Origin of the sequence: Cohnella lubricantis, from assembly GCF_014212015.1 — a bacterium.
GTDB classification, from domain to species: Bacteria; Bacillota; Bacilli; order Paenibacillales; family Paenibacillaceae; genus Cohnella; species Cohnella lubricantis.
In genome coordinates this window covers 1-25,040 of record NZ_JACJVN010000042.1, presented here as the reverse complement: position 1 = coordinate 25,040, position 25,040 = coordinate 1, and the positions used below count along the sequence as shown (strand labels likewise).

Sequence of the window (25,040 nt, the reverse complement as noted above, 5' to 3'; positions counted from 1 at the left end):
TGTTCGCGGGCACGCACTGCTTTATTCTTGGATAGCCCACCGGCGCGGTTTCTTTAACTGCTCTTCCTGTTCGCGGGCACGTACTGCTTTTATCTTGGATAGCCACTGGCGCGCAAATATTATCTCGGTTCTATGTTCTTTTTAATGCGGATACGCACAAAACGTTTAAATATGTAGAATACAAAATATTAGTTTTAGATCTGCGCCAATTGCATCTAACGTTCTTGTATTCACGAACCCGAGAACCTTAAGGCAGCTTCAGCTGCCGGCCGCGACGCGGTTAGGTTCGCAGGGTTGTCCGCCTGACTCCACTTCTCGAAATTGCCTAGGGCGGACCAAGGGACGGCGCCAGCCGGCCCGTCGCGTGAATACGGTGTTAGATGTTGTTGGCGCCTTCTTCGAATTTGCTTCTGATTCATCTTATTTGATTAATGTCCTGCGATTTCCTTTAATATCTTCTGTTCGCGAGAACGTGCTGCTTTTATCTTGGATAGCCACCGGCGCTACTTCTTTGTCTGCTCTTCCTGTTCGCGGGCACGCATTGCTTTATTCTAGGATATCCCACCGGCGCGGTTTCTTTGACTGCTCTTCCTGTTCGCGGGCACACACTGCTTTATTCTTGGATATCCCACCGGCGCGGTTTCTTTGACTGCTTTTCCTGTTCGCGAGAACGTGCTGCTTTTATCTTGGATAGCCACCGGCGCTACTTCTCTATCTGCTCTTCCTGTTCGCGGGCACGTACTGCTTTATTCTTGGATAGCCCACCGGCGCGGTTTCTTTAACTGCTCTTCCTGTTCGCGGGCACGTACTGCTTTTATCTTGGATAGCCACTGGCGCGCAAATATTATCTCGGTTCTATGTTCTTTTTAATGCGGATACGCACAAAACGTTTAAATATGTAGAATACAAAATATTAGTTTTAGATCTGCGCCAATTGCATCTAACGTTCCCGTATTCACGAACCCTCACCGACTTAAGCCCCAACGGGGCGGCCGCGACGCGGTTAGTCGGTGCAGGGTTGTCCGGCTGATTCCGCTTCCTGACTGCCAAATTCGTCCCCGAATCTACTTCTGACTGCTTCGGCCGGACCAAGGGTCAGCTTCAGCTGACCCGCCGCGTGAATACAGTGTTATACGTAGTTGCCTCTTCCTCGAATCATCCCAAGATAGATTCCCTTGATCTTAACCCGCTCTTATTAACTTTGATTCAAATATTCTATATTCAATACGGTCGGAGCACGCCTTTACTATCCATCGCCAATTATTAAAAATCGGGCTATTGATATTCGTGTTCCATTACCGTCATTGAATCCAATTCGAATCAAAGTTAAAGGGTTAAGATCTTACGAATCGTCCCACTAAGCTTGATTACCAATATTCAAAGACTGGAACATGTTAGTTCGGCCTCGACTCTCAAGCCTCTGATCCAACTGCAAACTAACATGTTCTTGTCAGTCATTGAATCGATTATCAAGCTTATCTCTCTACGATTCATATGGGAATCTATCGGTCCAATCCAACTAATCATAATTTTAAACCAGGGCGCTAGCTCGAATTCTACATTAGTGCGTCTTCTTCGAGTTACTTGCCTCAATCAGACAAACTAATGTATTCGAGCTCTTCCTTGTAATACCTTCATTCGCCCTGGTTACATGATTAGAGGATTGGATGGGATGTTCTTCTTTTGGAAAGGCAATTACGTATAACGTTCCCGTATTCACGAACCCGAGAACCTTAAGCCCCCAACGGGGGCGGCCGCGACGCGGTTAGGTTCGCAGGGTTGTCCGGCTGATTCCGCTTCCCCGTTGCTGAAATGCCTCTTAGAATCCACATCTAACTTCTGCCGGACCGAGGGCCGAATGGCCCGAAGCGTGAATACTTTGTTATACGACGGAACCTCTTCTTCGATATTGCCTACACATCTGCCCTTATGAATCTCTCGACATCATTGACCCACTTATTTTGGTTATCTGCCAGTAATGTATTCCAACCAAGCTTATTGGCCGGTTTCAAATTCTTTTCTTGATCATCAACATATAAAACTCGATCTTTGCTTTCAAATCTGGATTCAATCAATTCGTAGATCTGAGTATCCGGTTTGCATAATCCAACCTGATTTGAAATAATCACATTCTTTGTATATCGTTTTATACTTGTTAGAATCGGATCTATCCACTCCTTGCAATGATTACTCAAGAGGTGTATATCAGCATTTTGGCTCCACTGTTCCAGGTAGCCAGCTGGTTGCAATAACTCCAATGATCTAATCAAATTCTCTTTAGATCTTTCCTTATTTATACCAGGGAAGCAATCCACTAGCCATATCCAAAACTGATCTTCTCTAAGAATTCCAGTCCACAGGTTTCTTCTTATCTCATCAAATCTTTCTTTGATGACTTGAAAAGTAACCCCTGATTCTCTACCAAGTTCTTCCCAAAAATCAGATGAGATATTGTTAACTAATACTCCTGCAATATCTAAGACTAACTGTGGTTTTGATTTCATTTATAAACTCCTCAGAAATTTAAATGCCTTACCAGGTTCTGTCGTATAACGTTCTTGTGTTCACGACGTCCAACTCCCTTAAGCCCGAAGGGCGGCCGCGACGCGGTTAGGGAGTTGGATGTGTCCGGCTGAATCTACTTCCCTGCTGCTGAAATCCCTCTTCGAATCCACTCCTAACCTCTGCCGGACCGAGGGCCGAATGGCCCGATGCGTGAACATGGTGTTAGATGAAGTATCTGCCTTCCTAGAATTACTTACAAATATTTATGAAATGCAGTTTTGGATATCTCATGATTTATTAAACTGTCTGCATCTGTAATCGGTATTCCATTGTTATAGAACTTTGATTCAATAGTTGCTAATGTTTGACCATTAATTTTAGCAATTAACGCTGGGTTTGTTCCATTTCTTACAAGCTCAAACAAAGCCGAGTCCATGATTACTTCAACGGGAAATGAATCTGTATCAGAAGGAATCTCAAGTATTCTGGTATGCTTCAAAAATGCATAAAAATATTGATTTAAGCTAACAACTCTGAAGTTATCGTTGTAGATGAACTCAAAGAGATTATCTTCTTTAGTTACCTTTCTGTTTCGATGTTTCTCTCCAATGGAAATTGAAAATATGATATCTCTTCTTAGTCCATTAGGAATATTAATTCTAGTATCATTAATATTTAGAGTTCTATAATCTTCCGTAAATTTCTCAATCCTTAGAGAACAAATAACAGATTTCTTTGCTGGCGCAATAAGTGTCAATTTAATAAATAGTCTAAGTATAAGGAACTTATAATATAGCTTTTTAGGATAAATGCCAGATAGATCAGAAATATCATTTAGATCAAAATAGTTATCTAATGCCTTGACAATATCTATCAGTTCACTATCTTCCCAATAGCCTCTATTACGCTTTACTTGTAAATGATAGCGTTCAATAATACTTTCCTTAAATTCTTGATACGAAGGAATTTCATTAAAAATATTATTTGTTTTATGGGTTGAAAATAAGTACTTATAAAATGCCTTCACAGATTCAAGATGGTTTTCCATTGTACTAATTGTATTGATTTCCTTTAAACCATGATAATATCCCACACATTCAACGATGTCTTCCTTGTTGATTCTAATAGGATGATCTGCTTTACCAATTTGAGTTATATACTTCACGAATTTATTAACATGATTGCAATATGTATCATCTTGGCTGAGATATTCTTCTTTCCAAGTTTCAAATAAATTAGAGTCCATTTGACCTAATCTCCTTTGTTTTATAGATTTGCAGATATTTCATCTAACGTTCCCGTATTCACGAACCCGAGAACCTTAAGCCCCAACGGGGCGGCCGCGATGCGGTTAGGTTCGCAGGGTTGTCCGCCTGACTCTGCTTCCCTGTCGATTGCTCCTGGCGGACCAAGGGACGGCGTCAGCCGGCCCGATGCGTGAATACGGTGTTAACTGAAGTCGACACTTCTTCGAATCACTTTCATATGTCATTCAACCAGTCCTTTAATTAAATATAAAAGCAAATCATCATCTACCGTCACTTGCTCCCCAGGTTTTACTTCATTGTTCTTATAGAAAATTCCTTTACCATCCATCACATAACCGCGCTTATTATACATAATTTGAGCATTTCCATAATCTTTATAAAGCCCTACTGCTAAACCAATAAATCTAGATCTCTTTGACGCTATTCTTTCAATCTCATCAAGCATTTTACTTGCGATTCCCTTCCTTCTAAACTCAGGAAAAACATTTAAGTCATTTATCTCTGGTATATTATCTCGATTAAAATTTGGATATTCCGATGCTAACAACAAATGGCAACAACCTGCTAATATTCCTTGATAGTAAGCCAGTAAAGTAACCCTAAATCCTTGTTTATTTTCTTCAAGACACTTATAGAAATAGTCCTTCGATGTATACCATGGATATCTTTTTGAAAATTCAACATCCAATAAAGATGCTTCTTCATGGTTTGTGAGTTGTCTTATTAATATTGGTCTTGTCATTTTTTATCCTCTTTCTGTCGATTTCAGTTAACGTCTTATTTGCGTATTTCGTTTATTCATTCAATACTTGTGGGTTTGCGTATGTCGTAGATCGTGTTGATTGTTGTGGGGTTTGCGAACCGAACCTTGAGGTCCGAGCCGGCTGACTGCCGAGCTGAGTGCTTGAAGCACTTCTGCTCCGCGTTGCACTTCGTCTTCCGCCGTCCCCTCCTTGTTGCCTTGCCTATCCTCCTTAAGCTTACTCTTAATCACTCCTGCCAATCAAGCGGGCTGCGGATGCGTCGGATGTCTTTGACGCTGATGTGCGTGTACACTTCGGTCGTGCGAATGTTCTGGTGGCCTAGCAATTCCTGAATATAGCGCAGATCGATGCCTCCTTCCAGCAGATGCGTGGCGAACGAGTGGCGAAGCGAGTGCACGGACACCTCTTTGCGAATCCCGGCTTCGCGGAGCTTCTGTTCGAACAGCTTCTGTACGCTGCGCTCCGTCAGATGCTTGCCTTCTTGCTGACCGGGGAACAGCCATCCCGCCCGGTCGGCATATCCGCTTCGCAGATAAGCTTCTACCACCTCGTAAGCCGCTTCGCTTAGAACCGTGACGCGGTCTTTCCTTCCTTTTCCCTGCCGGATGTGAACGGTCTTACGCTCCCGGTCCAGATCCTTCAGACGGAGCCGCACCACTTCTCCGACCCGCAACCCCGAAGAATACGTGAGATAGAGAATCGCCCGATGCTTCGGGTTCACGGTCTGTTGCAGCAATCGCATTACTTCCTCACGCGCGAGCACATTCGGCAGCTTTCTCTCCTTCTTAGGCCGCAAGTAGGCCTCCGACTCCACCAATCCGCCAACATGCTGCAAGTAAAACTTAACTGCGCTGATCGCCTGATTGACATAAGCATGCGAATGCTGTGAATCTAGCAGATGAAGCGAATACTCGGACAGCCGCGAAGCGGATGGAGACGATTCCGAGGGTGCCGGATGAGCAGCGCAATATCGCATATAACGATCGACCTGGCCGTTGTAGGCGCGGATTGTTTTGACGCTGAAGCCGCGCAGCTTCATCTCGTCAAGGAAGCGCTTGCGGTGCTGCGTGTCCCAGTGTTGCTTTGGCCCCGAACCCAAGCTAGAGCCGCTCTCCGCATGGGATATTGCCTGCGAACGGCGGTCCTTCACCCAATGTCTTAATGACGGGACTCGATCCAACAGCTCCGGGTCAATCGCAATATCGCAATCCGCGAACAAGTCTACTAGCACCCCTACATCGTACGCCCGGCATGGAATCATCCACGCCTTCTGGGTCAAATCCCATCGCCGCTCCGGCATTTTCCGAATCTGTTCATAGAACTTCTCGCTATAAGGGAACTTTACCGCAATTTCACCCTCGGCTCCGCGCTTGAGCAGCACTTTCATTTTCCAGCTCATCCTCCTTAATCATAACAGAAGTTCCCATAATCTGACACTCGATGCAAACAAATAAAGCCTGCCCGGCCTCTTCGCAAAAAAAAGAAGGCCTAGCAAGCTCGCGATGCTTTCGGAGCGATATGAAGTTACTATGATGATAGCACGAGAATTCGAAGATCGTCTACTGGCATCCGGCTCGAGCCTCTTCTTCCCAAACCATTGCCTCATCCTGTAAAGTTAGAGCTGAAGTCACCCTATCGGAGGTTCTCCCATGGCGCATACGCCTCTGACGCCCGAAGCCGCCTCGGCGGCTGCCATCCAGCCGCGCGCTTGGGCGGTCACTCGCCGGCAGCACTTGATCTTCTCTCTCGCAACCGTTCTTTATTGGATGACGCTCTATATTTATGTGCCGATCTTAACGCCGTTTCTGCAGGATCGGGGCTTATCGATGGGCTGGATCGGCCTCATCGTCGGCAGCTACGGGCTCACGCAGCTCGCCATCCGTTTCCCGCTCGGCATCTACTCCGATCGGATGCGGCGCCGCAAGCCTTTTCTCATCGCGGGCATCTTGGCCGGACTTGTTAGCTGCGCCTTGTTCACCCTTGGCGGTTCATGGGGAGCCCCGCTTGCCGGCCGGCTCGTCGCGGGCATTTGCGCTTCGGCCTGGGTGCCGTTCACCGTCCTCTACGCCTCCTATTTCCGCCCGGATCAATCGACGCATGCGATGGGCAACCTGAGCTTCCTGACGGTGATCGGACAGCTCGCCGGCATGTGCGCCAGCGGCTGGCTCGCCGAAGCGGGCGGCTGGAATACCGCCTTCCTCGCGGGCATCGCCATTGCGGCAGCTGGAACGGCAGCGGCGCTCTGGATTCACGAGTCCCCGGCGCCGGCCGCGAACGCCGCGTCCGCGGTCCGTCTCTCCTGGAGCACCGTCGGCCGCTCGCGGCTGCTCCTGCTCGTATCGTTGTTGTCGTTGCTTGCGCATTGCATCCTGTTCATCACCATGTTCGGCTTCACGCCGCTGCGAGCGGTCGAGCTCGGCGCGTCCGAATCGCAGCTGACGCTGCTCGTCATCGCTTTCATGGTGCCGCATGCGGCGCTCTCGCTCAGCACCGGCCGATGGCTCGCTCCGCGATTCGGCTCGCGGGCCGTTATCGCGGCCGGCTTCCTGCTTAGCGCGGCTTGCACCGCGGCGATCCCCTACAGCCCGTCGCTGCCATGGCTGCTCGTTACGCAAGCATTCAACGGCGCGGCCCAAGCGCTATACTTGCCGCTGCTGCTCGGGCTCGCCATTCGCGATACGCCTTCTGCCGAACGAGCGACGGCGATGGGCTTCTATCAATCCGTGTATTCGATCGGCATGTTCGCCGGCCCTTACCTGGCCGGGTGGCTCAACGACGCCGGCGGCCTCAAGGCTGGCTTCCTGTTCGGCGCCGCGATCGGCGTCGTATCCGCCGCTCTCGCCTGGCTGCGCGCCCCGCGAGAAGGATGAGCAGCCGGCTCTTTTGCCTTCGCTGCCGTTAGCTGCCGTTGGCCGCCGTTAGCCGCACAGCCGCAACGCCAGCGAGGCTGCCAACGCGCCGATCGCCAGCGCGGTATCCCGCTTCCGCCATCTCTGCAAGCTAAGCACCGTCTTGCGGCGTCGGCTCCCGACGCCCCGGCTCTCCAGCGCGTCGGCGGCTTGCTCGCCGAGACGCAGCAGCGACAGCAGGAATGGAAGCGCCGTAGCGCGAAGCCGCCGCGGAACTGCGCGCAGCGTCAGCTTCGCTTCCTTGCTGCGGGCGACCGCATAACGCGCGAATCGGTTCCACTCGGTTAGGAACTGGGGGATGAACCGCAGCATGAGCGTGACGGTCAGAATGAACTTCTGCGCGGCCATCGGCTGACGTCCCCGGAACGACAGCAGCTGCTCCAGCGAGCGGCGCAGCCGCAGAGGCGTGACGGCGAGCGCCAGCCCCAGTCCAAGAATCGTCACCAGGAACGTGCGGGCCAGCGATTCGAGCGCCGTCAGGAAGGCATCCATCGCGATACTCCCGCCGGCGCCGATTCCGGCCACCAAGGCCACCAGCACAGAGAATATCGCGTATCCCGCGATCAACCCCCGCCAGCGCCGCAGCGGAATGCGTCCAAGCAGCACGGCAGCGGTCGTCGCGATTGCCGATGCCGCAAGTCCAAGCCAACCCCTCTGGGTGAAAATCGCCAGCGACAGCAGCACATAAGACAGCCAGACGGAACGCGGATCGAAGCCGCTGAGCGCAGAATGGCCGTCTGCTTCGATATAGCGCCGTCGTGCGCGAAGCTCCGATTGCGCTTGCCTAGCTGACCGCATATGATGAGCATTCCTTTGCGGATCTGATTGCTCCTGCGTTTGCGGTTCCTTCTGCTTGTGCAACTCCTTTGGCGATCGCGGGTCCTTCGGCGTTTGCGGTTCCAACGGCAGTCGCGGGTCCGCCGGCATTTTCAATTCCATCGGCGTTTGCGAGTTCATTGGCGTTTGCGATTTCATTGGCATTGGCGTTTGCGATTCCTTCGGAGCATTCGCTTCCGCCTGCGTTACCGCGCTCCCTTGCTCCTCCCCCGCGCCCTTCACCGCATCCTCCCGCTCCTCCGCTGCAATCCGCGTCCATTCCCGGGCAAGCCGCTCCGGGTGCCAGACGGTGCTCAGCGAAGCGCCTTGGCGCAGCAGCGGATGGATAGTCTCCAGCCAGGCGGGGACCTCCATTCCGGCTTCCTTCCACCATCGCGGATGAAGCAGCAGCTGTTCCCGCGTGCAATCTCGAATGCCGCCGTCCGGCAACATCAGCAGCACCCGATCGGCCAGCGGCAGCGCCCATTCGCTGTCATGAGAGACAAGGAGCACGCCCGTCCCCGAAGCGGTCATCCGCCGCAGCTGCTCGGCTAGCAGCATCTGTCCGGCCGCATCCAAGCCGGCCGTCGGCTCGTCGATGAGCAGCCAAGGCACCGGCGCCGCGATCAGGCAGGCGAGCGCCAGCCTTCGCCGTTCGCCGCCGCTCATCCGATTCGGATCCTCAGATCGCCGCTCCGCATCCCAACCGACCGCTTGCAAGGCCGCCTCGATGCGCTCCGATTGGGCTTCCCCGCTTAAGCGGTATGGCCGCAGCGTCTCCATCAGCTCTTGCTGCGCCGTGCGGCAGATCAACTGCTCTTCAGGAGCCTGCGAAGCGTAAGCATAGCGCCTGATCGCCTCCGGATTGAGCCTCCGCTTGGATTTGGTCACGCGAGCGATCCCGAACGCGTCGCTGCTGCGAAGCTCGATCTGCAACCTCGCGTCCCCGGCGTTCCCGTCCGGTCTCTCTTCCTGCTTCGCATTCTCGCTGAGTCTCTCATCCCCATTCGGTCCCGCATTCTCTTCCCGGATCGCGCTCTCTTTCCCGATCTCCCTCTCATTCAGTCCCGCATCCAGCTTCTCGGTCTCGATATCGATCGCGCGCAGCTTCCCTCGGGCGCCGGCGCCTCTTCCATGCTCCAGCCAGAGAGGCTTATCGCCATAGGCGACAACCAGCTCTCCCGGCGCGCGAAGGCCGGCCAGCGTCTCTAGCAAGCTCGTCTTGCCCGCGCCGTTCGCGCCGAGAAGCACGGTCACGGCGCCGGGCTGCAGCGTGATCCTCTTCAGCTGGTCAAGCCTCCGCTGCGACAGCAGTGCCGTTCTGCCAAGCGCGAATCGTTCACCATCAGGCGAGCAGCTTCCGATCAAGATGCTGCCGTCCTCGCCCCCAAGCTCTTCGCCGCCTCCGCTCACTTCAGACCGGCCAAGCTCCTGCGAGCTTGCCGGAGCCGCAGCTCCAATCTCGCGCTGCCACTCGGCCCCGGTCATCGGAAGCGGCGACCCCAGCTTCCCAAGCTTGCGCATCTCCAGCGCCAGCTCCGCCAGATAAGGCAGGCGAAGCCCGCAGCGCACGCACGGCGGCTCCTCCCGATCCGGCTCCCGTCCGAAGAGGAACTCTCTCCCGCTCCCTTCGAAAACAACACGCCCCTCCCGCATCGCCACGACTCGCATCTCCGGCGTGAGCTCCTCCAGCCGCTGCGTCACCCACACGACCGCCGCACCGTCCGCTTGCAGCTCCCTCGCCATGCTCATCACGCGCGATGCCGCTTCGGCATCCAGCATCGACGTCGCCTCGTCAAATACGATCAGCTTTGCCCGCCCATCAGCAGCCGCAGCAGCCGCAGCCGCCACCGCAGCCAGCTGCCGCTGCCCGCCGGACAGCCGCTTCCAAGGCTCATCCGCAAGCGGCGCAAGTCCCGCCCGCTCCAATGCGAACAACGCGCGGCTCTCCATCTCCCCAGCCGGCGTCTCTAACCATTCCAGCGCGAACATCAGCTCCTCGCGCGGCGTCTCGCCGAACAGCTGCGCATCCGGCTGCTGCATGACATACGCGGCAGCACCCGCTCCGGCGAAGCCGCGCCTCATCGTCCCGACCGCTCCGTCCATCGGCAGCCCCGCGAGAACACGTGCGAGCGTCGACTTGCCGCTGCCGTTCACGCCGACGATCGTGATCCATTCGCCCGGTTCCAAGCATAAGTCCACATTTTCGATCCGCGCGCTCGCGGTATCATCCTCAAGCTCCGTATATACAGACAACCCCTGCACAAGCAGGCTGTTCGTCTCCTTCACACGATTCCATTCCGCTGCACGATCCATCTCTACAGTACCCCGTGCATTCAGCATCCGAATTCCCTCTTCCCAAATAACGGATAACCATGGTAAAATGCCATTTGTTAACCACGCAACACCAACAAGGTTAACATTTGAGAGGAGATTTGACAATGACCAAGCCGTCTCATCCAATCGAACCATCCACCCGGACAGAGCCTCGTTCGGCCGATCCTTCAACCCAATCAATCCCATCCCAGACCGCGCTCCCGTTCGAGTCAGCCTCGATCCCAAGCCGCCAGAACGGCTGGATTCGCGGCACGGTCTACACCGCTCTATTCGCCGCTTTGTTCGTGGCCTTCAGCTCCATCTCGATCTCGCTTGGCTTCTCCCCCGTGCCGATCACGCTGCAGACGCTTGCCGTCATGCTGGCCGGCGGCTTGCTCGGGCCGGTGTTCGGATTCTGGAGCATCGCCATCGTCGTTCTGTTGACGGCGACGGGACTGCCTCTCCTCCACGGCCAAGGCGGTTTAGCCGTCCTCTATGGCTTCACGGGAGGCTTCATCTGGATGTTCCCATTCGCCGCGCTGTTCATCGGCTGGGTCAGCGACTGGCTGTTCCGCGGCTCCCGCAAGCTGTCTCGCAGTCAATATGTATTGCTGGGTCTTGCCATCTTCATCTTCGGAGTGCTTCTCGTCTACGCAGGGGGCGTGCCCTGGTTCGCCCATAAGGCAGGTTCTTCCATCGGCAAGGCACTGGCTAGCGCCTGCTACCCATTCCTGCCCGGCGATCTCATCAAGACGATCGTCGCCGCAGCTCTGATCGGAACGCTGCGTCCGCTCGTGCCCGGTCTGCGCCCAAGAGCCAGCACGCGATAACGCCCAGCTCAAGTCCCAAGGGGCTGTCTCCAACGAGACAGCCTCTTTGCCTTATCAACACCTATTCGCTATTCTCTTCCTCCCCCGACCCTCACCGAGCCTCACCAAGCCTCACCACGCTGTCAGCTGTCTCCCGCTCTCCGTCCATGCAGACTCTCGCACGATCTCCTCCTGCCCCGGGGACGAATGTACAAGCAACAGGCGGCTTTCCCGCATACGTTGGAGGGTGATCCATAACAGACACCGCCGTCGCCACAGTACCACAAGCGGAGATTCGTATATGGGGAGCGTGAACAGACGTCATGGCAAGCGGACGAATGGATCTGATCCTATCCCCGATTCCGGCGAATGCCGTCCATCTGACAATGAACGGCCTCGGAACCGAGGACCGATCGCTGACATCGATCGGCTCCGGCGCTCAAGTGACGATGCGTCATGGCAAGGCATCGGAGAATGTCTCACTGCAATTTAGAGACGACGGAGAGTGCTTCGTCAACTACATGGAGATGAACGCAGCGCTCGCTAAGCGTTTGAAGCTCCAACCGTCTCGGCGTTATCGGCTGGAATACGACGCGAACGCCGAACGGCTCACGATCCAGCCTTCCCCTGTCAGCAGCGCGAGCGCGGCGCTTAAGTCGGGCGGCCAGCTGTCGCCTCGCAGCATCTATATCGGCTTTGCGCTGCGTTCCATTCTGGGCATTCCCGAGCAGCGCGGTTTATCCATCTTGCTGCGCAGCGGAAGTATACAGCGCAGGCTTTCCGTCTATACCCCCAGCAACCTTTTCGACAGCGGACTCAAGCTCTCGCCTTCCACGGCCCGCGCGCTATCGCTTCCACTCGGAGCGCCGCTGCTGCTCGCCTATGACCAACGCACAAGGACGTTAACAGCTAGAGCGCTTAACGCCTCTAGAGACAATCAAACGGGCGGCACCTAATATAGGCGACGCCCGTTCTTCTCTTACTTCGATTTCTTCTTCGCGGCTGAACGGCCCTGCTTCTTCGGATCGCTCGGCTCCGGCGCTCTCGTCTGAGAGTTCGGTATTCCTTCCGTCACTGCCCTATAGCCCCCTTCGCGGCGTTATGCCGGATCGTTAAACTTCGGCTATTAGCATGTGAACAAGATCGCGACCTTATGTGTCAAACGAAGAAGAAGGGCCGGAAGCTTGCTTTATCAACTAGCGTCTATCAACAAGCTGCCATCAACGTACAATAATCTGCCTGCAGCGATCAGTCGCAGCTCTCCGGCGGTTCTGCAGGCGTAGCCGCTTCAACCTCCAGCTTCTCGGCCACCAGGTCGCGAATGACGCTGACGATCGATTGCAGCATATAATTGACATCCGTCTGGCTCTGCTGGAATTGCTGTACGATCGGAATGCCGTCGAGCTCGTCCTGCAGCGTCTCGATCTCCTTCTCGATCTTCTCCGCCATCTGCGGATTGTTGAACGTGTTCTGGAAGGCAACAAGCTCCTTCTGCTTCTTCTTGATCTGCTTGATCAAGCCTTGAACCCGTTCGTGGGTCTGGATAAGCTTCTCGGCCTTCTGGTAGACGCTCACCTCATCCGTCGTTGTGATGAGCTTGGCCAGCTCTCTCGTACGCGCCAGAATATCTTCGCGAAGAATAAGGTCTCGGTTATCGAACTTCGGAATGACCACGTCCCCATGCCCGTGGTGATGATCGTGAATCTTCTCTTCAATCGCTCGTTTGGTTCCCGACATATGAATCCTCCGTCAACGGTAAGGTTAGCTGTCTTATGCGCCGTTCGACAGCGCTGCGCGTTCCGGCGGCTGAACTGCCTCCGCCGTAATGTACCAGGTCTGCGGCTTCGTCACTCTCACTTGGACGAACTCGCCGATCCATTCCTTCGGCCCTTCGAAGTGAATGAGTTTGTTGGAGCGGGTGCGTCCGGACAAGACGTTCGGGTTGTTCTTGCTCTGGCCTTCGACCAGCACCTCAACCGTCTGTCCCGCCAGGCTCTCGTTGCTCTTGAGGCTAAGCTCGCCGATCAGCTCGTTCAGCCGTACAAGCCGCTGCTGCTTCACCTCGTACGGCACGTTATCCGCCATCGATGCGGCAGGCGTGCCTTCGCGAGGCGAGTAGATGAAGGTGAACGCCGAAGCGAACCTCACTTCGCGAACGAGTGACAGCGTCTCCTCGAACTGCTCCTCGGTCTCGCCCGGGAATCCGACGATAATGTCCGTCGTCAGCACGACATCCGGAATCGCCGCCTTGATGCGGCGCACGAGATCGAGGAAGTGCTCTCGCGTATACTTGCGGCTCATCCGCTTGAGCACCTCCGAGCTGCCCGATTGGACTGGCAGATGGATGTGCTCGACCAGGTTGCCGCCCTTGGCCAGCACCTCGATCAGATGATCGTCGAAGTCGCGCGGATGGCTGGTCGTGAAGCGCACGCGCGGAATGCCTATGCCGCGGATATCGTCCATCAGATCGCCGAATCGGTATTTGCGATCCGTGAAGTCCTTGCCGTAGGCGTTCACGTTCTGGCCGAGCAGCGTGATCTCCTTGTACCCTTGCCGCGCCAGCTCGCGAACCTCCGCGATGACATCCTCCGGCAGGCGGCTGCGCTCCTTGCCCCTCGTATACGGCACGATGCAATAGGTGCAGAACTTGTCGCAGCCGTACATGATGTTCACCCAAGCGCGCAGGCCTTCGCGCTTCTTCGGCAGATTCTCGATAATGTCGCCTTCCTTGGACCATACCTCGACGACCATCTCTTTGCCGAAGTAGGCATCCTGCAGCAGATGCGGCAGCTGGTGGATGTTGTGCGTGCCGAAGATGAGGTCTACATACGCGTGCTTCTGCAGGATCCGGTTCACGACCGCCGCTTCCTGGGACATGCAGCCGCACACGCCGAGAATAAGGCCGGGCTTCTCCACCTTCAGCCCCTTCAGATGCCCGAGCTCCCCGAACACCTTGTCCTCCGCGTTCTCGCGCACCGCGCACGTATTCAGCAGAATGACGTCCGCTTGCGTGCGGTCATCCGTCGGCTGGAAGCCCATCTCTTCGAACAAGCCGCGCATCACTTCCGTATCGTGCTCGTTCATCTGGCAGCCGTACGTCGTGATCGAATAATAAAGCTGGCGGCCCTGATTCAATTCCCGGAACTGCTCTATCACCGCTTCGGTCTCGGAGCCCCCGAACGCCATCACGTGAATGTTCTCTTTGCCTCTGCGCTTCTCGTCTTGATAGGATGGAGCGGAATGGATCTGAACGTTACGCCCGTTAATCCGGTAAGTCATACGTCCGTCTTCCTCGCTGACAACCTTCGCATCCGAGAAGTCAAAGTACTTCGAGTAGTCCTTCTTGGTGTCCTTATCCAATTAGGATTCACATCCTTTACCCTGAGCATGCGTGGCCGCAAACGAATGTTCTCGGTTCCATCCTCGAATTATACCATTTGGGCAATCGGATATCTATCCTATGACGTTGAGCATCAACCGATAATCTCGCCCTCGTCGCCGGTCGACGCGCCGGCCGCATTGCCTTCGTCCGTGTCGATGTGCATATCCAGCGCGAACGAGTCGGACACCCGCGCGATGACGTTCTCGAACACCAGACCGCGCTCCCCGCCGACGCGCACCTTCAGCAGCTGCTTATCCTCGATCCCCCAGCGAAGAGCATCCGACGTGTGAAAATGAATATGTCGAGCCGCCACGATCACGCCTTGCTCCACCGTCACTTCACCGGCCGGCCCGACGATCCGGATGCCCGGCGTTCCTTCGATATTGCCCGATTCGCGCACGGGCGGCTTCAGTCCCAGCGCGAAGGCGTCTGTACGCGCGATCTCCAGCTGCGTCGCTTTGCGAGCGGGTCCCAGAATGCGGACCTTCTCGAACGATCCTTTCGGACCGTATACTGCCACCGTCTCGTTCGCGGCGAATTGGCCCGGCTGCGACAGCGGCTTCAGAACAGACAGCTCAGCGCCCTCGCCGAACAGAATCGCAATATGCTCCTTCGTCAGGTGAATATGACGCGCCGATACGCCGATCGGCACTTTCTTCGCTTCGCTCATGGTAATTCCGCCTTTCTATGGTGGCCGGCTGCAGCCTGTCTGTCCCCGGCTTCATGTCTTCATTATACAGCAGCAAGAACAAAGAGGCACACGGCTAAACCGCGCGCCTCCCTCCAAAACCGCGTTTATTTGAATTCCGCCAACAATTTGTCGAAATTGTCCCTGCTCAGGGTCAGATCCTGCTTCGCCAGCGCCGCTTCCTTGAAGCCCGGTACGAGTTCCTCGTACGATTGGCGTTCCCTATCTTGATAGATCAAGCCGGTGAGCATGCCCCCCGTCTCCATGATCTTGTTCATCGCCGCGACACGGCTCGTCGGATCGTAATCCGGGAACTGCTCCAGGTTGACGATATGCTCCTTGAACCAATCATACGTGTTGATCTTGTTGAACGTGACGCAAGGGCTGAACACATTGATGAAGGAGAAGCCTTTGTGCTTAATGCCCGCTTCGATCAAGCTCGTCAGCTGCTTAATGTCGCTGGAGAACGACTGGGCGACGAACGTCGCGCCGGCTGACAAGGCGATCTCGAGCGGAGACAACGTATTCTCGATCGAGCCTTCCGGCGTCGACTTCGTCTTGAAGCCTTCCGCGCTTCGCGGAGACGTCTGCCCCTTCGTCAAGCCATAGATCTGATTGTCCATGACGATATAAGTGATATCCAAGTTGCGCCGGATTGCATGGACGGTATGCCCCATCCCGATCGCGAAGCCGTCGCCGTCCCCGCCGGAGGCGATGACCGTCAGCTCGCGGTTCGCGAGCTTGACCCCTTGGGCGATCGGCAGCGCGCGGCCGTGGATGCCGTGCAAGCCGTACGCATTAATGTAGCCGGAGATACGTCCCGAACAGCCGATGCCGGAGATGACGGCCAGCTGCTCCGGTTCGAGGCCGACAGCCGCCGCAGCCCGCTGAATCGCAGCCTGCACGGAGAAGTCGCCGCAGCCCGGGCACCAGTTCGGCTTGACATTGTTGCGGAACTCTTTGAATGTCGCCATTAGATACTCAACTCCTTGCAGGCTTTAGTGATCTCGGAGGGCAGGAACGGCGTGCCGTCGTATTTGAGCGCATGCTCGATCTTGCCGTGGTAGCCGATGTTCTGCTTGATCAAGTTCGCGAGCTGGCCCGTGGCGTTGTTCTCGAGCACGACGACCTTCTTCGCCGACTGCAGATACGGCTCCAGCAGCTCAGAAGGGAACGGGTGCAGCTGGCGCACCATCACGCGGTTGACGGTGATGCCTTCCGCTTCCAGACGCACGCGCGCTTCGTCAATCGTGCCGCCCGTCGAGCCCATCGCCACGATCGCCAGATCCGGCGTCTCGTGCGGAGCGTCGGCCTTGACCGCGTCGCGAATGCGCAGCGATTCGAGCTTGCGCAGGCGCTTCTCCATCATGTGCTTGCGGTTGCCCGCGCCTTCCGACGGACGGCCTTCCTGGTCATGCTCGACCCCGGTCACATGATGAATGCCATTCTTGGCGCCAGGCAGCACGCGAGGCGAGACGCCGTCATCCGTCAATTCGTATCGTTTGAACAGCTTGTGTTCCTCCAGCGGCGGCAGCTCGCCGGCTAACAGCTTGCCCCGCTCGATGACGATCCGATCGTAATCGAGCGGCTCGCAAGACTGCTTGCCGAGCGACAGCTGCAGATCCGTCGCGACGATAACGGGCACCTGATAGATCTCCGCCACGTTAAATGCTTCGATCATATCGTAGAAGCATTCCTCGATCGTGCTCGGCGCGAGCACCACCTTCGGAATCTCGCCATGCGTGCCATAGATGAGCGCGTTAAGATCCGATTGCTCCTGCTTCGTTGGCAAGCCCGTTGAAGGACCGCCGCGCTGCGTATCAATAATGACGAGCGGCGTCTCCGTCATGCCGGACAAGCCGATCGCCTCCATCATGAGAGACAAGCCTGGCCCAGCGGAAGCCGTCATCGTGCGCACGCCGGCATAGTTCGCGCCGATCGCCATCGTAGCCGCCGCAATCTCGTCCTCCGTCTGCACCACCGTGCCTCCGAATCTCGGAAGCTTCTTAATCAGATACTCCATAATCTCCGACGCCGGCGTGATCGGGTACGCCGACATGAGCCGGCATCCCGCCGCGATCGCGCCAAGTCCCAACGCTTCGTTGCCTATCATGAACAGCTTCTGCTTGCCGTCGGCCGCCTCCAGCTGGAATTCCTCCAGCGGACCACCGGCCTGCTCCAGCACGAACTCCGCGCCGCGTCTGACCGCTTCGACATTCTTCTCGACGATCGCCGGCCCCTTGCGGCCGAATTCCTCTTCCACCGCTCGGCCCAGCACCTCAATCGGCAGGCCGAGCAGCGCCCATGACGCGCCAGAGGCGACCATGTTCTTCATGAGCGACGTGCCGAGCTCTTCCGCGATTGCCGTGATCGGCACCGCGAACAGCCGCGCGTTCACGCCCTCCGGAAGCTGCGGCGAGAACTTCGCGTCCGCGACGACGACGCCGCCGGCGCGAAGCTCTCCCGCATTCAGATCGATGCTCTCCTGGTCGAAAGCGGCCAGGATGTCGAGATCGTCGGAGATCGCCCGAATCGGCCTCGTGCTGATGCGAATCTTGTTGTTCGTATGCCCGCCTTTGATACGGGATGAGAAATGGCGATAACCGTACAGATAATACCCCAGCCGATTGAGAGCGGTAGAGAAGATGCGGTCGGTGCTCTCTACGCCTTCCCCCTGCTGCCCGCCAATCTTCCAAGACAATTGACTTATCACAGTTCCAACTCCTCTTAGCTCTGCTTCGTCTCGTCCAATTACTTCCAGCCACCACAATTTTATGATCGCACACCTCGAAATGCAAGCGTTTCCGACGAAATCAAACGATAGCTCTTTCGGATGATATAGATATGGATTTGATATGAGACCCAAAAGCCTGCATCCTAATGCGAGATGGGACGCGCTATTTATTGCTGCGGCAGATTGGCCGAGAGGAATCTTCTCGCGTTGCCGCCGAGGAATCCGCGGACGGTCTCCTCCGGGTACCGGGCGAGCAGCGCCTCCGCCAGCGCGGGATACTTCCCGGGATGCTCCAATCCGCTCACATACCGGTCGATGCCGTCGAAGTCCGAGCCGAACGCCAGATGCTTCTCGCCGCCGAGCGCGCACATATGCTCCACATGGCGCAGCACGTCGTCGATCTTAGCCGGCTCATTCTCCGTCAGGAACCACGGGACGAACGTGATGCCGACGATGCCGTCCACCGCGATCAGCGCGCGGATCTGGTCGTCCGTCAGGTTGCGGGGATGGTTCCTTAACGATCGCGCGTTCGAGTGAGAGGCGAAGAACGGCCGCTTCGCCGCTTCGGCCAGATCCCAGAAGCCGCGCTCCGACAGATGCGAGACGTCGAGCACGATGCCCAGCGCTTCGCACTCTTGAACGAGCTGCCTGCCAGGACGCGTCAATCCGCCGCCGCGCGGCTCCATCGCGCCGTCGCAAGCCCAGTTCGCAGGGTTCCATGTCAAGCCGAGCAGCCTGACCCCTAACCGGTGCAGCAGCCTCAGCGCCCACCACTCGCCGCGCAGGCTGTCAGCTCCCTCCAGCGAGAGCAGCGCGCCTGTCGCTCCGGTACGGCTCGCTTCCTCCAGGTCCGCCGCCGTCCGAATGAGCTTCATCCCGGGGGCCGTCAGCACTGCGGAGCCGAACAGCTCCGCTTCGTGCAGTGCCGTCTCCGGCGTCTTCGGCCGCTCATTCGGCACATAGATGGCGAACACCTGCAGATCCACGCCGCCGCTCGCTAGCCGTTCACGCGTCACGTCCAATCCGCCGGCGTCCGCCCCCGCGAACTTCGCTGTTGGATCCGTCAACAATTTGCTTAACACATCGCAGTGCAAGTCCGCAATCCGGCTGTTCGTCATCACTAACGCCTCCCTCTTGCGATTAAGACAAGCCAGTAGGAGCGAATAAGCAACAAAAAACCTGTTAACCTCCCGTCATCCCACCGATGCGCCGCATCAGCAGGGATGATACTAGGTGAACAGGTTCGAGCACAAATGCTGACTTATCATTATCTGGGCTCAACGATGAGCTTAATGGCCGTTCTGTCTTCCCCGTCGATCACGATATCCGTGAACGCCGGGATGCAAATCAGGTCCACCCCGCTTGGAGCGACGAACCCTCTTGCGATTGCGACTGCCTTGATCGCCTGGTTAAGCGCTCCTGCGCCAATGGCTTGCAGCTCAGCGGCACCGCGTTCGCGAAGCACGCCTGCCAAGGCGCCTGCAACAGAATTTGGATTGGACTTTGCTGATACCTTTAATACTTCCATGACCAGTTCCTCCTCAGGGATCAAAGGATGGGCCCACTAAAAGATAGTTATTCGGTAGACGTTCCGTTAATTCCTGCTGCTTTTGGCCATGATTTGCTGAATATATTTAATTTTCTGAAATTATGTTACGAGAATGGCGACAGGCGGATCGAAAAAGCGCGGAAGCTCCCGCTCCCGCGCTTGTGCGTTGGCTATAATTCGGCTGTCTCGCGTTTAGCTGGCGATCCAAGAATCCTCGTCAACGCGAATCGTCTGGATCTTGGTGGCGCGTCCCGTCGCTTCGTCGATCTCGACGCATGCACCGCTTAAGATCCACTTCGTCTCCGCCACCTGGAATCGGCTCGGCAAGCCGGTGATGAACTTGCGGATGACGCTCTCCCGTTCCATGCCGAGCACGCCGTCCCGCGGACCGGTCATGCCGGCATCCGTTAGATAAGCGGTGCCGCCCGGCAGAATGCGGTCGTCGTTTGTCTGTACATGCGTATGCGTACCAACGACGAACGAGGCGCGGCCGTCGAGATGCCAGCCCATCGCGATCTTCTCGCTTGTCGCCTCCGCATGGAAGTCGACGAGAATGCATTTATGCTTCTGCCGCAGTTCGCTTAAGATATCGTCCGCCTTCCGGAACGGACAATCCGAAGGCGGCAAGAACGTCCGGCCCATCAGATTAACGATGGCGAGCTCCTTGCTGCCGACTTTGATCGCCGTATAGCCCCTTCCCGGCGTGCTGCCCTCCGGCAGGTTCGCCGGACGAATCATGCGGGGCTCGTCGTCGATGAATTCGAAGATCTCCCGATTGTCCCACGTATGATTGCCCATCGTGATGCCGTGCACGCCCCACTCGAACAGCTCGCGCGTGATCGCAGCGTTAATGCCTCGCCCGGCAGCAGCATTCTCGCCGTTGGCAATAATGATGTGCGGTTGATATTTATCCTTGATCCAAGGCAGCAGCCTCTTGACGGCGTCTCGGCCGACACTGCCAACGATATCTCCGATGAAGACGACTTTCATGCCTGCAAGCTCCTTTCGATCCGGCCGGAAAAGGGAAGAAGTGGCCGCGGTAATCGTCGCAGCCACTTCTTCATCCTTCCCGAAACTTATTTCGCGTACTCTACCGCCCTGGTCTCCCGAATGACCGTCACCTTGATGTGGCCCGGGTAATCCAGTTCGTCCTCGATCTTCTTCGTGATGTCGCGGGCGAGTCTGAACGCTTCCGCATCATCGATTCTCTCCGGCTGCACCATGACGCGAACCTCGCGCCCGGCTTGAATGGCGTACGACTTGTCAACGCCTTCGAACGACTCGGAGATCTCTTCCAGCTTCTCGAGGCGGCGAATGTAGGTCTCGAGCGTCTCTCGTCTTGCTCCGGGGCGCGCGGCGCTGAGCGCGTCCGCTGCTCCGACGAGCATCGCGATGACGGAGGTCGCTTCCACATCCCCGTGGTGGGAATGAATGCTGTTGATCACGACCGGATGCTCTTTGTACTTCTTCGCCAATTCTACGCCAATCTCGACATGCGAACCTTCCACTTCGTGGTCGAGCGCCTTGCCGATGTCATGCAGCAAGCCGGCGCGTTTGGCTAGTGTAACGTCTTCTCCGAGCTCCGCAGCCATCAATCCTGTCAGATAAGCGACTTCCATGGAGTGCTTCAGTACGTTCTGACCGTAGCTCGTCCGGAACTTCAACCGGCCAAGAATCTTGATCAGGTCGGGATGAAGCCCATGTACGCCCACTTCGAAGGTTGCCTGCTCGCCATATTCGCGGATTCTCTCGTCCACTTCCCGGCGAGATTTCTCGACCATCTCTTCGATGCGCGCCGGATGGATGCGTCCATCGGCGACGAGCTTCTCCAGAGCGGTACGGGCAATCTCGCGTCTAATCGGATCGAATCCGGACAGGATGACCGCTTCCGGCGTGTCGTCGATGATGAGGTCAATCCCCGTCAACGTCTCCAGCGCGCGAATGTTGCGGCCTTCGCGGCCAATGATGCGTCCCTTCATCTCCTCGTTCGGCAGCGCAACGACGGATACCGTCGTCTCCGCCACGTGATCCGCGGCACAGCGCTGGATCGCGAGCGAGATAATGTCGCGGGCGCGTTTGTCCGCTTCTTCCTTCGCTTGTTGCTCAATGTCCTTGATGAGCTGAGCAGTCTCATGGCGAACTTCCTGTTCGACAGTCGACAGAATCAATTGCTTCGCGTCATCCATCGACAAGTTCGAGATCCGCTCCAACTCGCTGATTTGTTGCTTATACAGCTTCTCAATCTGATCTTGAGTCTCTTCGATCCGTTTTTCCTTGTTGGCGACTTGCTCCTCTTTACGCTCCAACGCTTCCAGCTTACGGTCCAGCGACTCTTCCTTCTGTACCAGCCTTCTCTCCTGACGTTGAATTTCGTTACGACGCTCACGAATATCTCGTTCAGCTTCGTTACGGAGCTTGTGCACCTCGTCTTTGGCTTCCAGCACCGTCTCCTTGCGGGTGGCGTCCGCTTCTTTCTTGGCATTCTCCACGATCTGCAGGGCTGCCTGCTCGGCGCTGGAAATCTTCGCTTCCGCAATGGATTTGCGTACCACATAGCCAATCCCAAAGAAAAGCGCGCCAACAACGATTACGATCAAGACCCAAATCCCAGTTGCCATGGTCTTCACCTCCTCGTTGCATCGCCAAGGCATCGCTTGGGATACTTATTCAATTGTTGCCGGCTTCTAAACCGTTCCATTTCGTCTGTCGGTAGAAAAGTCGAAAAATCAGATTCCGAATCGTTTTTTGGAAGGAAAAAGGTTCGGAATGAAAAGATGAAATACAAATCCATTGTATCTTTTCTGAAAATGGGTTGTCAAGGCAAACGCCCGGCTTCGCCGTTGTCTCTTCAGGCGTTCGTCATGCTTCGCTTCATGCCCCTGGCCGCGCGTTCCGTCAAGACGTTCGCATGCTGCATCAATCCAGCAGCGGATCGAACGGCTCATCCCACTCCCCGCCGCTTCCAGACGTTTCTTCCCCCGCTTCCGATACCGCTTGGCGCACCGCATCACGCGCCATCTGCGGCGGGAATCCGCGCCGCTGCAGCACCGCCATCAGCTTGTATTCCCGTTCCCGCTGCGTAGCCCCTTTGACGCTTGGCCAACGCTTGCGCGCCAACGCGACCGCAGACGCCTGTTCCGTCTCAGCGTCAAGAGACGACAGCGCCCGTTCGACATCGTTCTTGCCGACGCCGCGCCGAAGCAGCTCCTGCTTCACGAGCCGGCTGCCTTTGCGCTGGTAAGTCACCTTCTGATCGGCGTAACGGACGGCATACTCCGTATCGTTGATCAGACGGTGAATGTTTAGTCTGTCCAAACAAGCGGCTATCGCTTCATGGGAGAAGGCTTTGCGCTTAAGCGCCTCCTCGAGCTCTTTGCGCGTTCGCGCCTTGCGGTTGAGCAGGCCGAGCGAAGCCCGATAAGCTTGCTCCACTTCCTCGGACTTGCGCAGCTCGTCCCATTCCTCCGCCGACAGCCTCCGTCCCTTGAGCAGCCGCATGTTGATCAGCGTATCCTCATGCACCGTGAGCAGTTCGGACGCCCCGCCAGACTCCGGAGCTAACGCCACTCGGTACATAGAAGCCCGCTTCGAATCTGCCTCGAGCCCTGTGACGACAGCTCCTGAGTTTGGATTCTCGTCTATTACAGCCATCTCTCCTTGCGTTATCGGCTTGCTCGGCTCCTCTCTCGATGCCGATGGCTCCTTCTCATTCCATCTCTTATCCATCACGCAACAATCCTCCTTCACTGCCCGGCGCTTTTGCGAGCATAAAGCAAAGGGCATCCGCACGGATGCAGATACCCTTTAGCCCTTGCTCATCTTATTCAATCCCGCTGGATCCCTTACTTGCGCCTCAGCTTGATTAACGATGGATTATTCCATTGCGCCGAATTCGGCGTCTTCGTCTTCCTCTTCCGCCGGAGCGGCAGCGAGTGACTTGCCGATCGCATCTGCGTTCAGCGTCGCTTCGCGAATCTGCTGCTCGATCTGTCCGCACAGCGCGGGATTATCCTTCAGGAACTGCTTCGCATTCTCGCGGCCCTGTCCGAGACGTTCGCCGCTATAGGAGAACCAGGCGCCGCTCTTCTGGACGATATCGAGCTCCGTGCCGATATCGACGATGCTGCCTTCCTTCGAGATGCCTTCGCCGTACATGATGTCCACTTCCGCTTGCTTGAACGGAGGCGCAACTTTGTTCTTCACGACCTTGATCCGCGTGCGGTTACCCACCACATCGTTGCCTTGCTTGATCGATTCAATGCGGCGAACGTCGAGACGTACGCTCGCGTAGAACTTGAGCGCGCGTCCGCCTGGCGTCGTCTCCGGGTTGCCGAACATGACGCCGACCTTCTCGCGCAATTGGTTGATGAAGATGGCGATAGACTTCGACTTGCTGATGGCGCCGGACAGCTTGCGCATCGCTTGAGACATCAAGCGAGCCTGCAGGCCGACGAAGGAGTCGCCCATGTCGCCTTCGATCTCGGCCTTCGGCACGAGCGCCGCGACCGAGTCGACCACGATGATGTCGACCGCGCCGCTGCGCACGAGCGCTTCGGCGATCTCGAGCGCTTGCTCGCCGGTGTCCGGCTGGCTCAAGAGCAGCTCATCAATATTGACGCCCAAATTGCGGGCGTAGATCGGATCCAGCGCATGCTCCGCGTCGATGAACGCAGCTTGTCCGCCGGCTCTCTGCACTTCTGCGATCGCATGCAGAGCGACCGTCGTCTTACCGGACGATTCCGGACCGTATACTTCAATAATGCGTCCCCGCGGGAAACCGCCGATTCCAAGGGCGATATCCAGAGCCAGGGCACCGCTCGAATAAGTCTCTACTTGCAGTTGGGCCTGCTCGCCCAGCTTCATGACGGAGCCCTTCCCGAATTGCTTCTCAATCTGGCGCAATGCCATCTCTAATGCGGCGCGACGATCGGACAACACACCCACATCCTTATCATTATTATAGTTTCAATCATACCTTCTTTTGGAGCGTTTGCCAAGCATTTTACGAACATTCGTTCGATTACTTTGTATAAAAAAACCGCAGCAAAGTAATCTTCGCTACGGTTCTTCCGCAACTTTCGATATAAATCATATCACAAGGCCCAATAGTTGACAACCCCCTCACTAGCGAATTTTGTCGACAGTATTGACAGCCGCATATCCGAAGACCTAGGAAAGCAGTAGATAATCACTAATTTCGCAGGCTTTGCGTGACATAGGAGAACTAAATTTCCCCGGGGTACTTGCAAGACGGAGCGCTATAAAGAAGAGATTCTCACGCGGGACGAGATACTCGATTT

19 protein-coding genes are annotated in these 25,040 nt (G+C 56.0%); 3 read left to right on the top strand and 16 right to left on the bottom strand.

The features are described 5' to 3' along the window. Positions 1-1,913: 1,913 nt before the first annotated feature. From H4Q31_RS11750 to H4Q31_RS11735, 4 genes are all read right to left on the bottom strand, one after another. Positions 1,914-2,504, bottom strand: a complete 591-nt coding sequence (locus H4Q31_RS11750; RefSeq protein WP_185179275.1) for an HAD-IA family hydrolase — start codon at positions 2,502-2,504, stop codon at positions 1,914-1,916. Between the two features lie 254 nt (positions 2,505-2,758). Beyond that, positions 2,759-3,751 (bottom strand): integrase, encoded by a 993-nt coding sequence (locus H4Q31_RS11745; protein WP_185179274.1) that lies wholly within the window; start codon positions 3,749-3,751, stop codon positions 2,759-2,761. 242 nt (positions 3,752-3,993) lie between these two features. Then, positions 3,994-4,515: a GNAT family N-acetyltransferase gene (locus H4Q31_RS11740; RefSeq protein ID WP_185179273.1), complete on the bottom strand. Its 522-nt coding sequence runs from the start codon at positions 4,513-4,515 to the stop codon at positions 3,994-3,996. Between the two features lie 248 nt (positions 4,516-4,763). Then, positions 4,764-5,924: a tyrosine-type recombinase/integrase gene (locus H4Q31_RS11735; protein WP_221626819.1), complete on the bottom strand. Its 1,161-nt coding sequence runs from the start codon at positions 5,922-5,924 to the stop codon at positions 4,764-4,766. A 262-nt stretch (positions 5,925-6,186) separates the two neighbouring features. On the opposite strand from H4Q31_RS11735, the gene H4Q31_RS11730 reads away from it, so the two are divergent. Further along, entirely contained in the window at positions 6,187-7,407 is a 1,221-nt protein-coding gene (locus H4Q31_RS11730; protein ID WP_185179272.1) for an MFS transporter, read from the top strand. 48 nt (positions 7,408-7,455) lie between these two features. Here H4Q31_RS11730 and H4Q31_RS11725 read toward each other — a convergent pair whose 3' ends face one another. Further along, complete coding sequence (locus H4Q31_RS11725) at positions 7,456-10,605, bottom strand: ATP-binding cassette domain-containing protein (RefSeq protein WP_185179271.1); 3,150 nt, start codon at positions 10,603-10,605, stop codon at positions 7,456-7,458. A 98-nt stretch (positions 10,606-10,703) separates the two neighbouring features. Between H4Q31_RS11725 and H4Q31_RS11720 the strand changes: the two genes are divergently transcribed. Together H4Q31_RS11720 and H4Q31_RS11715 are read left to right on the top strand one after the other, a co-directional pair. Continuing rightward, complete coding sequence (locus tag H4Q31_RS11720; RefSeq protein WP_185179270.1) at positions 10,704-11,408, top strand: biotin transporter BioY; 705 nt, start codon at positions 10,704-10,706, stop codon at positions 11,406-11,408. A 302-nt stretch (positions 11,409-11,710) separates the two neighbouring features. Continuing rightward, positions 11,711-12,343 (top strand): hypothetical protein, encoded by a 633-nt coding sequence (locus H4Q31_RS11715; RefSeq protein WP_185179269.1) that lies wholly within the window; start codon positions 11,711-11,713, stop codon positions 12,341-12,343. Positions 12,344-12,635: 292 nt separating this feature from the next. On the opposite strand, the gene H4Q31_RS11710 is transcribed toward H4Q31_RS11715, so the two are convergent. The 11 genes from H4Q31_RS11710 to recA form a co-directional block, all read right to left on the bottom strand. After that, positions 12,636-13,124 (bottom strand): YlbF/YmcA family competence regulator, encoded by a 489-nt coding sequence (locus H4Q31_RS11710; protein WP_185179268.1) that lies wholly within the window; start codon positions 13,122-13,124, stop codon positions 12,636-12,638. 33 nt (positions 13,125-13,157) lie between these two features. Beyond that, positions 13,158-14,747, bottom strand: a complete 1,590-nt coding sequence (gene miaB, locus H4Q31_RS11705; protein WP_185179267.1) for a tRNA (N6-isopentenyl adenosine(37)-C2)-methylthiotransferase MiaB — start codon at positions 14,745-14,747, stop codon at positions 13,158-13,160. Positions 14,748-14,860: 113 nt separating this feature from the next. Beyond that, positions 14,861-15,439: a phosphate propanoyltransferase gene (pduL, locus tag H4Q31_RS11700; RefSeq protein ID WP_185179266.1), complete on the bottom strand. Its 579-nt coding sequence runs from the start codon at positions 15,437-15,439 to the stop codon at positions 14,861-14,863. 125 nt (positions 15,440-15,564) lie between these two features. Next, positions 15,565-16,431, bottom strand: coding sequence for a 2-oxoacid:ferredoxin oxidoreductase subunit beta (locus tag H4Q31_RS11695; RefSeq protein WP_185179265.1), 867 nt, complete (start codon positions 16,429-16,431; stop codon positions 15,565-15,567). Then, complete coding sequence (locus H4Q31_RS11690) at positions 16,431-18,170, bottom strand: 2-oxoacid:acceptor oxidoreductase subunit alpha (RefSeq protein ID WP_185179264.1); 1,740 nt, start codon at positions 18,168-18,170, stop codon at positions 16,431-16,433. Before H4Q31_RS11690 ends, H4Q31_RS11695 begins: the two co-directional genes overlap by 1 nt. A gap of 188 nt (positions 18,171-18,358) precedes the next feature. Continuing rightward, the gene (locus tag H4Q31_RS11685; protein WP_512698814.1) at positions 18,359-19,312 is read right to left on the bottom strand and encodes a dipeptidase; all 954 of its coding nucleotides are present in this window, start codon (positions 19,310-19,312) and stop codon (positions 18,359-18,361) included. A 146-nt stretch (positions 19,313-19,458) separates the two neighbouring features. After that, a complete protein-coding gene (locus tag H4Q31_RS11680; protein WP_006286829.1) occupies positions 19,459-19,719 on the bottom strand; it encodes a stage V sporulation protein S in 261 nt (86 codons plus the stop codon). Between the two features lie 213 nt (positions 19,720-19,932). Further along, the gene (locus H4Q31_RS11675) at positions 19,933-20,730 is read right to left on the bottom strand and encodes a TIGR00282 family metallophosphoesterase (RefSeq protein ID WP_185179262.1); all 798 of its coding nucleotides are present in this window, start codon (positions 20,728-20,730) and stop codon (positions 19,933-19,935) included. Positions 20,731-20,816: 86 nt separating this feature from the next. Next, positions 20,817-22,358, bottom strand: coding sequence for a ribonuclease Y (gene rny, locus H4Q31_RS11670; RefSeq protein WP_185179261.1), 1,542 nt, complete (start codon positions 22,356-22,358; stop codon positions 20,817-20,819). 298 nt (positions 22,359-22,656) lie between these two features. Then, the gene (locus H4Q31_RS11665; protein ID WP_185179260.1) at positions 22,657-23,466 is read right to left on the bottom strand and encodes a regulatory protein RecX; all 810 of its coding nucleotides are present in this window, start codon (positions 23,464-23,466) and stop codon (positions 22,657-22,659) included. A gap of 147 nt (positions 23,467-23,613) precedes the next feature. After that, on the bottom strand, positions 23,614-24,675 hold the full coding sequence (gene recA, locus H4Q31_RS11660; RefSeq protein WP_185179259.1) for a recombinase RecA: 1,062 nt from the start codon (positions 24,673-24,675) through the stop codon (positions 23,614-23,616). Positions 24,676-25,040: the final 365 nt, after the last annotated feature.